Genomic DNA, 11,527 nt, shown 5'->3' with positions numbered 1-11,527 from the left:
GGCTAGGTGTCACTCCTTGAAGAACCCTGCTGCGCCACGCGCCTGGTAGGCCACCTCGTCGAGATCGTCGCCGCACACCGTCACATGGCCCACCTTGCGCCCCGGCCGTGACTCCTTGGCATAGCTGTGGAACTTCGCAGTCGGGTGCTCGCGCATCGCTTCGTCGTATCGGTCCGGCATGGTCGCGCCCTCCGGCCCGCCGAGCACGTTGATCATCATCGACCACGGTTGGAGGATGCCAGTGGATCCGAGAGGCAGGTCGAGCACCGCCCGCAGATGCTGTTCGAACTGGCTTGTCGTCGAGCCGTCGATGCTCCAGTGTCCGCTGTTGTGCGGCCGCATCGCCAGTTCGTTGACGAGAACGCGATCATCGGTGGTCTCGAACAACTCGACGGCGAGCATCCCCGTCACGCCGAGCCCGTCAGCGATGCGCACGGCGATGTCTTCGCTCAATTCTGCGATGCGGCCCGGGGATGCCGGCGCCGGCGCCACCACCTCCGCGCAGATCCCGTCGCGCTGCACGGTCTCCACGACCGGCCAGGCGACGATGTCGCCGGAAGGCCGCCGAGCCACCTGCTGTGCCAGCTCCCGACGAAAGTCGACGAGCTCCTCCACGAGCAAAGCGCCACCGTTGCCGTCTTCGGCGAGCGCGGTGAACCAGTCGTCCACCTCGGTCGGCCCGTCGATGACGCGCACACCTTTACCGTCGTATCCGCCCCGGGCGGTCTTGACGACGGCGCGGCCGCCGTGATCCGTCAGAAAAGCGTCGAGCTCCTCGGGCGTCTCGACCGAGGCCCAGTCCGGCACCGGCAGGCCGAGCTCGGAGAGTTTGGCGCGCATGAGCAACTTGTCCTGCGCGTACTGCAAGGCGTCCGGTCCCGGATGCACGGGGATCCCTTCGTCGACGAGCGCCCGCAGCACCGCCTGGGGAACGTGCTCATGATCGAAGGTCACGACATCGACGGTGCGCGCGAACGCACGAACGATGTCGAGATCGCGGTAGTCGCCTACCGCGGTCGCCGCGAGCTGCGCCGACATGCCGGGAGCTTCGGCGAGCACTCTGATCTCGACGCCGAGCTCGATCGCGGGCGCGATCATCATCCGCGCCAGCTGTCCACCACCGATCACACCGACTGTCTTCGTCACCCTGAAATCCTACCGACGCATCCGGTCCCACAGTCCTCGTCCCCACGCGACGGCCCTGTGCGCCCCTTCACAGTCGCACGCTCCGTCCTAGGTCAATCACAACCGGTCCGGATACGCTCAGCCTGCACGGACCGAACACGAGTCGGTCCGCCATCGGAGGGAAAGGGGGTCTCGCATGGACTCGTCCGTGAGTGCCGGACTCTCCCATGACCACACCACCAAGGCTCGCAGTCGCCTGCTCCCCCAGCTCGTGCAGCTGATCAAGTTCGGCGCGGTCGGCGGCGTCGGGGTCGTCGTGAACTTCGCCGTGTTCAACGGCCTCTGGCTCACGGTCTTCAATCCCCAGCGTGTGCCCCACGGCCCGCTGCTCGCCACCGTCGTGGCCACGCTGGCAGCGATCCTGGTCAACTGGCTCGGGAACCGGTACTGGGCCTTCGCTGCTGATCGGCAACGCAACACGGCCCGCGAGGGCGTCGAGTTCCTGCTCGCCAGCCTCCTGGGAATGTGCGTGCCGCTCCTGTGCATCGCGGTGTCTCGCTACCTTCTCGGTTTCCACTCGCTGCTCGCCGACAACATCGCCACGAACGTGGTCGGGCTCGTGCTCGGCACCATCGTGCGCTACGCGCTCTACAAGTTCTGGGTTTACTCTCCGCGCCGCGCGGCGGCCCGCGAGCGGAGCGACGAGCCCACTGCCGAGGTCGACGACGTGTCCACGCCCCTGACCCTCGATTCCAAAGCAGGAGACCTCAGCTGACGACGACCGTTCCCCACTCTGCGGTCTCAATCCCTCTGGTCTCAGGTCGCCTGTTCTCGACCCGCCTGGTCTCAGTTCACCGGGTCTCAGTTCGCCAGGCCTCAGTTCGCCGGGCCTCGGTTCGCCGGGCCTCAGTTCGCCTGTTGCGTCTGATCGACACCCGCCGTGTTCGTCGGCCATCCACCGGGGTAGAGCCTCTGACTGTTCTCCATCAGGTCGTGCAGTGCGTCGGTGACGACGTTGACGTGTGGAACGTCCCTGAGCCGGGCGATCGCCTTCTCGTCCGCGGCTCCGATGACTACCGTTCCACTGCGGAACATGCTCTGAAGCCACGACGTGCGCACCGTGACCGTGTAGCCGCGACTGTGCAGCAGCTCCCGGCGCTCCCGCACGAAAAGCCCGGTGCGAATGATGAGCCGTCGCGTCGTCACCGTGTAGCGCGTGCTCAGCCAGCCGAGTAGCGGAAGCAGGAACAGCAGCACCGCCAGCAGCCCTGCGGCGGCCCAGATCACCATGGACAGCCATCCCGAATACACGAACGAGAAATAGGCGGCCACCCCGCAGATGGCGAACAACGCGATCGAAGGCCAGAACATCCGACGCACATGACGGCGCAGCCGTGCCACCACGCGCTCGGCGGGCGGCACCGCGAACCCGTCGGACAATGCCATAGGCCCATTAATACCGCAGGTGCGTCACATCTCCCGCCGCAACAGCCGTGAGCCCGCCATCGGATGCCACCACCAACCGGCCCGCGTCATCCAGACCCTGCGCCACACCGAGCAGCTCCTTGCCCCCCGGGAGCTCGACTCGAACGTCTTTCCCGATCGTGCTGCACGTGCTGACGACGGCCGATCGCACGCCGGAATCGGCCGCATCACCCGCGTGCTCAGCGAAGGCCCCGTAGAAAGAACGCAGCTCGCGCAGGTATCCGGCGAGAACCGTATCGGCGTCCGTCTCGACGCCTTCGATGCCCAACGAGGTCGCCGTGGGAACCGGCAGCTGATCCGCCGGGATGCCCACGTTCACCCCCGAACCGACAACCACCGCGTCGGGGGCGACGGCCTCGGCGAGGATGCCGCACACCTTGCGCCCACCGATCAGCACGTCGTTCGGCCACTTCAGTTCCGCGTCCGCACCGAGCGACACCAACGCCCTTGTCATTGCGACGCCGGCGATCAAGGGAATCCAGCCGAGGGCATCCGGAGCATGGATACCCGCCGAGACCGGGCGCAGCAGCACCGAGATCGCCACCATGGTCCCTGCAGGTGCGCTCCAGGTACGGCCGAGTCTTCCCCGTCCGGCCGTCTGTTCCTCGGTAACCACGACGCTGAACTCTGGCCAGTCGGACGCATCCTTCGCCCGCGAAGCCAGTTCGTCGTTCGTGGACGCCGCTCGAGGCAGCTCGACGAGTCGCGAAGCCGCCCGGGATGACTGGGAAAAACTCATGTTGCATTCTCCCCCTTTTGGTTACAGGGGATGCGCTTTACCGGGCCGTACCCTTGATCGAGGCGCCTGCGGGAGGCGTCGGGGGGATGGACCTATTCATGCGCATCCGAGGCACACGACTGTGCACGATCGGGCTGGTCGCCTTCGCGACCGTCGCGGCACTCTGCACACCGACGGCACTCGCCTACGCGGACGATTCATCGACGGCCGCGCCCACAGCAACGGCGACACCGGCTCCGACTCCCACACCATCCCCGAGTGCCGCACCGGGTTCGAGCTCTGATTCCTCCGGCACGACGGATGGAAGTACGGGGAACGAAGGCGATTCCGCGTCCTCCCCCGGTGGCGAGGACCCTTCTCTCGCCGTGATGAACGCCGCGCACAACCACTCGATGGGGTCCACCGTCGCCACCGAGGATCCCGAGAGCGCAGCACCACTGGCGAGGTCGTTCTCCGTTCAGTCTCTGGCAGCGCAGGTCGGCCAACCCGCGGGCGTCCCCGGACTGGACGTCAGCGGCTGGCAGACGCTGACGCGTGGCGACTGGACGACCATCTATAACAACGGAGCGCGATTCGTCTATGTGAAGGCGACGGAAGGGACCGACTACAAGAGCGGCGAGTTCAACGAACAGTACACAGACTCGTATAGCGCCGGCCTCGCACACGGCGCCTACCACTTCGCCACACCCAACACGTCGTCAGGAGCAGCACAGGCGAACTACTTCGTGTCGAACGGAGGCGGCTGGAGTGCTGATGGTCGCACGCTGCCGCCGCTCCTCGACATCGAATACAACCCGTACGGCGCGACCTGCTACGGGCTCAGCCAGTCGGCGATGGTGTCGTGGATCAAAGACTTCTCCGACACCGTGCTCGCGCGCGTCGGTCGCCTTCCCGCCATCTATTCGACGACGGACTGGTGGACCCGATGCACCGGTAACAGTCCTTCGTTCCCCGACAATCCGCTCTTCATCGCCCGATACACGACTTCCGGCTCCGTGGGCACGCTGCCCGCGAGCTGGTCCGCTTACACGTTTTGGCAATGGGCGGACGGTGGAACGTTCCCCGGAGACCAGGATGTCTTCAACGGCACCCTCGCTCAGCTCACGACGTTCGCGCGGACTGGCCTGGCCCACCTCCCCAACCCGGTGATCGGGGTCGGCGACTTCAACGGCGACGGCAAATCGGATTTGGTCGCGCGCAAGCCGGACGGATCCCTATGGTTCTTCGCCGGGCTCGGAGCCGGAGGCACGTTCGCGCCGGGCGTGCAGATCGGCGCGGGATGGAACACCTTCGACGAGATCCTCGGCCCAGGTGACATGAACGGCGACGGCAAGCCGGACATCCTCGCACGAAAGCCGGACGGCAGTCTGTGGATCTACGCCGGAACCGGTACTGGGGGCGTCGTGTCCGGCGTGCAGATCGGCGCAGGATGGAACACCTACACCGATGTCATCGCCGCGGGAGACCTCAACGGCGACGGTGTTCCCGACCTCCTCGGCCGCAAGCCCGACGGACGCCTCTTCTACTACGCAGGCACGGGTACGAGCGGCGTGTCGGGATCGAGTGGTGTCAGAGGCGGAACCCAGGTGGGTGCTGGATGGCAGACCTACGAAGACGTCGAGGGTGTTGGTGATCTCAACGGCGATGGCAAAGATGACCTGATCGCTCGTAGACCCGACGGCACTCTCATCTACTACGCCGGCCTGGGCACGACCGCCGCCGGAGTAAGCGGCCTCGTGAACGGGGCTACGGTCTCGCACGCCTTCGGCGGATACACCACGTTGATTGCAGCGGGCGATGTGACCGGCGACAAGCGAGCCGATCTGTTGGCCCTCACGCCCGACGGCACGATGTGGGTGATGTATGGCACAAGCGACGCCGCACGTCCGATCGGCGCGGTCAAGTCCGGCGTGAAGAGCGGCGGTGGCTGGCAATCGATGACGGCGATCCTCGAAGCCGACATGAACGGCGACGGCAAGACCGATGTCATCACGCGTCACGCCGACTCGACGCTCTGGGTCTGTCGGGGAACGGGAACGACGGCATCAGGAAATGCCGGGCTGCGGGCCGCGGTGCAGATCGGGGCGGGCTGGAACAGCTTCACCGCTCTCATGACCGCGGACTTCAACGGAGACGGCAAAGACGACATCATCGCACGCAAGCAGGACTCGACCCTCTGGCTCTATGCGGGAACGGGCGACAACGGTGTGCGTTCGGGCGTGCAGATCGGCGCAGGCTGGAACAGCTTCACCGCGTTCATGACCACCGACTTCAACGGAGACGGGAATGACGACATCATCGTCCGCAAGCCGGACGGCACGCTTTGGTTGTACCCGGGAAACGGGAAAGGCGGCTTCCAGCGGAGTACTCAGATTGGTGCAGGCTGGGATGTCTTCGATTCGCTCATGACAGCGGATCTCAACCGAGACGGCAAGCCCGACATCATCGCGCGCAAGCCGGACGGTTCGCTGTGGTTCTACGCCGGCACGGGGACGGGCGGTGTGCTCCGGGGTATTCAGATCGGCGCAGGCTGGAACGTCTACAACACGCTCGTGGCCGGTGACCTCAACGGCGACGGCAAAGCGGACATTCTCGGCCGCAAGGCAGACGGCTCGTTGTGGTTCTATTCCCAGGCCAGCCCCACCGCCAATCTCGGACTCACAGGGCAGGTCTTCGCCTCCAGCGGATGGAACATCTACGGGTGAGCGACTCCACCTCATCTGGGTCCCGCTTTTGTGCAGTTCCGTCAACGAACTCGACCGAACACCTGCTTGTAAAGTGAACGGGTGACCGACATCTCCACGCAGGAAACCGCTGCCGACGCCGACGAAGACGCCACGCCCGACACGTCGACGGCCGGCAAGATCGCCGACCTCAAAGCGCGGTACCACGAGGCGGTGACGGCGAGCGGACAGGCCGCCGTCGAGAAGCAGCACGCCAAGGGCAAGCTCACGGCGCGCGAGCGCATCGACCTGCTGCTCGACGCAGGCTCGTTCGTCGAGTTCGACGAGTTCGTGCGTCACCGCACCCACGCGTTCGGCATGGAGAGCAAGCGCCCCTACGGCGACGCCGTCGTGACCGGTGTCGGCACGATCCACGGCCGTCAGGTCGCGGTCTTCAGCCAGGACTTCACCATCTTCGGCGGCTCGCTCGGCGAGGTAGCCGGCGAGAAGATCATCAAGGTCATGGACCACGCGCTCAAGACCGGCGTACCCATGATCGGCATCCTCGACTCGGGCGGCGCCCGCATTCAGGAGGGCGTCGTCGCGCTCGGCAAGTACGGCGAGATCTTCCGGCGCAACACACAGGCATCCGGCGTCATCCCGCAGATCTCGATCGTCATGGGGCCGGCCGCCGGCGGTGCTGTGTACTCCCCCGCGCTCACCGACTTCGTGATCATGGTGGACAAGAAGAGCCACATGTTCGTCACCGGTCCCGACGTGATCAAGACGGTCACCGGCGAAGACGTCGGCTTCGAGGAGCTCGGCGGTGCGCTCACGCACAACAAGATCTCCGGCGTGAGCCACTACCTCGCCTCCGACGAGCAGGATGCCCTCGACTACGCTCGCGCGCTGCTCAGCTTCTTGCCCGACAACAACCTCACCGACGCGCCGATCTACGACGCCGAGGCGGAGCTCGAGGTCACGGATGCCGACCGCAAGCTGAACGAGATCATCCCCGACTCCCCGAACCAGCCCTACGACGTCACCACGATCATCGAGCACATCGTCGACGACGGCGAATTCCTCGAGGTGCAGCCGTTGTTCGCGCCCAACATCGTGATCGGCTTCGCGCGCGTGGAGGGCCAATCGGTAGGCATCATCGCTAACCAGCCCAACGCGATGGCGGGAACGCTGAACATCGACGCCGGCGAGAAGGCGGCACGGTTCGTGCGGTTCTGCGACTCATTCTCCATCCCGATCCTCACGCTCGTTGACGTGCCCGGCTACCTGCCAGGCACCGACCAGGAGTGGACCGGCGTCATCCGCCGCGGCGCGAAGCTGCTCTACGCGTACGCGGAAGCGACGGTTCCTCTGGTCACCGTCATCACGCGCAAGGCATACGGCGGGGCCTACATCGTCATGGGCTCCAAGCAGCTCGGCGCCGACATCAATCTGGCCTGGCCGACCGCGGAGATCGCGGTCATGGGCGGACAAGGCGCGGTGAACATCCTGTACCGCGGTGAGATCAAGCGCGCCGAAGAGGCCGGCGAAGACGTCGCCGCCGTGCGCACGAAGCTGGCCAACGAGTACACGTACAACGTGGCATCCCCGTTCCTCGCGGCCGAGCGCGGTGAGCTCGACGGCGTGATCGAGCCGGCCGCCACCCGCGTGGCCGTCGTCAAGGCGTTGCGGGCGCTGCGTTCGAAGCGGGCAACGCAGCCGCCGAAGAAGCACGGGAACATCCCGCTGTGACCGGCTCGCACGCGACGACGAGGCCGTGTTCCGGAACACGGCGCGACTGAGGAGGATCGACATGGCCTCGCACAGTGCACGAGACGAGGTGGATGCCTCGCAGCTCGTCATCCGCACCCCCGGCCTTTCCGAGACGGAGATCGCCGCGGTCACCGCGGTGCTCATGACAGCCTTGCGCGAGCAGGCCTCGGCAGCGGTCCCCACCGCGGATGCTCCGTACACGGCCTGGAGACGCAGCCAGCGTGGACTCCGGGCACCGCTTCAGCGCGGCCCGGGCGCCTGGCGTCGCTGGAACTGACACGCTGCTGCTTCGACGTGGCCATCCCCTTGCACAACCGGGGTACAACGAGGGCCGGAGCCGAGGCTGGCAGGACCTCGACCTGTCTCACGGGCGGCAGAGAGCGCGATCATCCGCGCTGTTTGTACCCCGATCGGGGACCAGGCGCCGTTCCATGCCGACCCGGTGCCGAAAAATTGTCCCCCGATTGTCCCCCTAAATGACGACTTTCCCTCTTGCGGGAGGGGTCGCATTATTGATGTTGCTAGGTGTCTCTCATTCTGAGATTCACCGCCATTCATTCGCCGACTAGGGTAAGCGGGCGAGTGTTTTGGGGGCGAGTCGGGGCGATATTCGGGTTATCGCCCCGACTCGGGGTTTCCGGAGGGCGTCGGTCATGGACCGGCGCCCTCCGATGCTTAACCCTCCCGGAGGCTCGTCGAGTGCTCGGGGTCTTCGGCCGCCTCTTCGCGCCGCGGGATCTCCAGCCAGAGCTCGACCTCGTCGTCTTCGCCTTCGGACTCCGCCGCCGCCGTGTCGACCGCGTTGCGCGGGCCTTCCGACCCATCGTCCGGTTGCGGCGCGCGCGTGGCCGGAACCAGGCCCACCACGGTGACCGCGACGGGCGAACTGCGCTCGACGGTGCGCACGATGAACTTCGTCGCCCGCGAATGCCCTATCGCGTCGGCGAGGCGAGCACGGATCCTCGCGAGCTCGTCCTCCCTGAGGCCGTCGAGCCCACCGTCGTCGAGCACCGAGACGGTGGCGCCGCGGCGACGGGCATCCAAGATGCGTTCGCGCACCTCGTCGTCCAGGAGCTCACGCCCGCGGATCTCGTCTCTCATCCCAGCCTCCAGCAGAAGGCACTCGGCGCGCTCTTCGTCGGTCAGCACGCCGCCTGTCTCGGTGATCCGGATGAGCAGCGGTGCCGCCCTGCGGTACGTCTCATCGAGCCGGCGCTGCCGCTCGATCACGTGGGCCTCCTGCTCGGCGTGCCAGTCGACGACCTGGCGTTCCGCGCGCGCGAAGCGCGCACCGTCCCTCGACATGGCACTGAGCGCCCTGGTGACCACGGTGGCCGCTGCGACCCACACCACGCTGCCGATGACCCCCCAGGCGCCGAGCGCCACGATTCCCGCGAACACGAGCGTGTGCACCACCAGGAAGAGCGTGCCCAGCCAGGCGAACGCGTTGCGCCGGCGCACGACCACGATGGTCATCAGCGTGCCGATCGCCGCTACATACCAGGTGGCGTAACCGTTCTCGTGCGCCGGGTCGAGCTGGCTGGTGACGAGAACGGGCATCGCCACCGACACGGCGAGGCAGAAGGCGGCGATCCACACCGCCAGCGCGACGCGCCTCGTGTTCAACAGCGACAGCACCGTGGCGGCCGCATAGAGACCGATCGCGACGATCACGGGTGCGGGATGCCGGTACACCCCCATCGACACGATGCCGAGCACCACATGGTACGCCGAGAACAGCGCCGCGAGAGCGACGAGCATGGCGCGGGACACGGTGATCACTCGACCGCCTCCTCTCGCCGAGGCCGCCACTGCAACCGCACGGTGGTACCGGTTCCCGGAACCGAGACGATGGATGCCTCTCCGCCGGCGAGCGCAACGCGTTCCTTGATCGAGACCTCGAGTCCGAGCCGCTCCGGCGGAATGCGCTCCATGTCGAATCCGGCGCCGTCGTCACCGATCTCCACGATCACGCCGCCTTCGGCGGTCGCCTCGACCCGCAGGCGGCGACGCACCAGCACGCCGCCCGCGTGCTGCGCGCTGTTCACCATGGCCTGCACGGTCGCCGAGTAGAGCGCTTCTGCAGCGGCGACGGGAAGCAGCGCATCGCGACCGGCGCGCGGCACGATCGAGAACGGCACGGTGAAGGAGCGCGCCGCGGAGATGATGCGGTCGCGCAGCCGGCTGACCGGGATGGCGTCGAGCGAGCGGCCGGGATGCGCGAGCGGGGCGGACGTGTCGAGGTGGCGCAGGGCATCCTGAGCCATCGACGCGGCGATGGCCATCGACTCGGGCGTGCGGGCGCCTGCCGCGGAGAGAAGCGTGGTCAGCACGCTGTCGTGCACGATGGCATCCACTTCGACGCGTTCGGCCTCGAGCGCATGCGCCCGCACAGCCACCTCGTAGCGTTCGAGCGCCGCACTCTGGCGGGCGTCGACCTGGCTGGCCGCCTGGCGCAGCATGGTCGTGATGGCCAGCAGGATCGACGCGAAGACGACCGCGTAGACGCCGTCGAGCAGCGCGGTGCGCACGGCTTCCGGACCCGCGCTGAGCACGAGAACGACGGCATAGAGCGCGGGCACGAGAAGCGTGTAGACGGCGGCCCAGACGAACGGCATGGCCAGCGCGGCGCACGCGGTGGCGACCGTGAGCAGGTACCAGAGCCAGGGGCGAACACCCTCGAAGAACGCGACGTCGGTCATGTCGGCCGGCCAGGTGGCGAGCGCGAGCACATAGGCGGCGCAGAACGACAGCGCGGATGCCTGCACCGTGCGCCCGATCACGGACGCCACGCCGAGCCAGCCCAGCGTCGCGAACAGCACCGACGCGACCACGGCCGTGTACACGGGATTCAGGTGCGGCGACTGGTCGACGATGACCGGCACCACCTGCAGGCCGAAGACCCAGCTGAATCCGGCGACCGCGCGGGCGGCGAGCCGCTCGACGCGAGCCCGGGTGAGCGGGGTCGCGGTCACCGCCGACAGCAGAGGCGTCGGGCCCGGCGAGGAGTCAGCGCTTGCCATGCGCAGCGCCCGCGCCGGGCGCATCGGGCGCCAAACCGGGCAAGATGCCGTCTTCCACGGCTCGGCGCAGCAGGTCCACCTTGGTCGGGGCCGGCCGCCCGACTTCCACGTACTTCGTGCGCACCCGGTCGAGGTACTCGCGCGCGGTCGAGTGCGCCACGCCGAGCTGCTCGGCGACAGCCTTCAGCGGCAGGCCGCTCGCGTAGAGGTGCAGCACGTCGCGCTCACGTCGCCCGAGCTGCGCCTTGGCGAACTCGCTGTCGGCGTCGATGGCGCTCGCCCACTCGAGGTTGTTGAGAACCTCGCCGGCCGCGACGGACTTGATCGCCGCGACGAGGGTGGTGGTCGGCGCGGATTTCGGGATGACGCCGGCCGCGCCCGCGGCGAGGGACTCGCGCACGCTGGCGACCTGATCCGCGATGCTGTGCACCAGAACGCCGGCCCCGGTCGCCTGCACGCGCTTGACGTTCTCGGTGATGCTCGAGCCGTCGCCGAGCGAGAGGTCGAGAACGACCACGTCGCATCCGGCGTCGGGAAGCATGTCGAGCGCCGCACTCACCGTCGCGCCGGCGGCGACCACGTCGTATCCGGCGTCGCGACAGGCCGCCTGCAGCCCGAGACGAACGGACTCGTGATCGTCGACGATCCCCACCCGAACCATGGGATTCATGCTAGCCGTGCGCCGGGCCGCCTCCGCCACCGACCCGGGCCTTACGCCC

At 67.3% G+C, this 11,527-nt stretch carries 11 protein-coding genes; 5 read left to right on the top strand and 6 right to left on the bottom strand.

Annotation, left to right across the window (positions count from 1 at the left end; genetic code table 11):
* Positions 1 to 9: 9 nt before the first annotated feature.
* Positions 10 to 1,146, bottom strand: coding sequence for a 5-(carboxyamino)imidazole ribonucleotide synthase (locus H623_RS0113880; protein WP_022901533.1), 1,137 nt, complete (start codon positions 1,144 to 1,146; stop codon positions 10 to 12).
* 175 nt (positions 1,147 to 1,321) lie between these two features.
* Here H623_RS0113880 and H623_RS20080 point away from each other — a divergent pair, with 175 nt between their 5' ends.
* A complete protein-coding gene (locus H623_RS20080) occupies positions 1,322 to 1,900 on the top strand; it encodes a GtrA family protein (protein WP_022901532.1) in 579 nt (192 codons plus the stop codon).
* A 131-nt stretch (positions 1,901 to 2,031) separates the two neighbouring features.
* Here the strand turns inward: H623_RS20080 and H623_RS20075 are convergent, their stop codons facing one another.
* Together H623_RS20075 and H623_RS0113865 are read right to left on the bottom strand one after the other, a co-directional pair.
* Positions 2,032 to 2,571 carry a PH domain-containing protein gene (locus H623_RS20075; protein ID WP_051143255.1) on the bottom strand — a complete coding sequence of 180 codons (540 nt, stop codon included), beginning with the start codon at positions 2,569 to 2,571 and terminating at the stop codon, positions 2,032 to 2,034.
* Positions 2,572 to 2,578: 7 nt separating this feature from the next.
* Complete coding sequence (locus H623_RS0113865; protein ID WP_022901531.1) at positions 2,579 to 3,349, bottom strand: biotin--[acetyl-CoA-carboxylase] ligase; 771 nt, start codon at positions 3,347 to 3,349, stop codon at positions 2,579 to 2,581.
* A gap of 121 nt (positions 3,350 to 3,470) precedes the next feature.
* Here H623_RS0113865 and H623_RS21830 point away from each other — a divergent pair, with 121 nt between their 5' ends.
* From H623_RS21830 to H623_RS0113840, 4 genes are all read left to right on the top strand, one after another.
* A complete protein-coding gene (locus tag H623_RS21830; RefSeq protein WP_157560990.1) occupies positions 3,471 to 3,632 on the top strand; it encodes a hypothetical protein in 162 nt (53 codons plus the stop codon).
* Positions 3,633 to 3,717: 85 nt separating this feature from the next.
* Entirely contained in the window at positions 3,718 to 6,054 is a 2,337-nt protein-coding gene (locus H623_RS21220; RefSeq protein ID WP_051143254.1) for an FG-GAP-like repeat-containing protein, read from the top strand.
* 90 nt (positions 6,055 to 6,144) lie between these two features.
* Entirely contained in the window at positions 6,145 to 7,764 is a 1,620-nt protein-coding gene (locus H623_RS0113845; protein WP_026940356.1) for an acyl-CoA carboxylase subunit beta, read from the top strand.
* Between the two features lie 61 nt (positions 7,765 to 7,825).
* A complete protein-coding gene (locus tag H623_RS0113840; protein ID WP_022901529.1) occupies positions 7,826 to 8,062 on the top strand; it encodes an acyl-CoA carboxylase subunit epsilon in 237 nt (78 codons plus the stop codon).
* A 398-nt stretch (positions 8,063 to 8,460) separates the two neighbouring features.
* Here the strand turns inward: H623_RS0113840 and H623_RS20060 are convergent, their stop codons facing one another.
* From H623_RS20060 to H623_RS0113825, 3 genes are read right to left on the bottom strand one after another with little or no spacing between them, the layout of a single operon-like run.
* Entirely contained in the window at positions 8,461 to 9,567 is a 1,107-nt protein-coding gene (locus H623_RS20060; RefSeq protein WP_022901528.1) for a hypothetical protein, read from the bottom strand.
* A complete protein-coding gene (locus tag H623_RS20055; protein WP_157560989.1) occupies positions 9,564 to 10,760 on the bottom strand; it encodes a sensor histidine kinase in 1,197 nt (398 codons plus the stop codon). Before H623_RS20055 ends, H623_RS20060 begins: the two co-directional genes overlap by 4 nt.
* Positions 10,761 to 10,794: 34 nt before the next feature.
* Positions 10,795 to 11,469: a response regulator transcription factor gene (locus H623_RS0113825; protein ID WP_022901526.1), complete on the bottom strand. Its 675-nt coding sequence runs from the start codon at positions 11,467 to 11,469 to the stop codon at positions 10,795 to 10,797.
* Positions 11,470 to 11,527 lie beyond the last annotated feature (58 nt).

This window comes from Humibacter albus DSM 18994 (assembly GCF_000421825.1).
GTDB lineage: Bacteria > Actinomycetota > Actinomycetes > Actinomycetales > Microbacteriaceae > Humibacter > Humibacter albus.
This window is presented reverse-complemented; position numbering and strand designations above follow the sequence as displayed.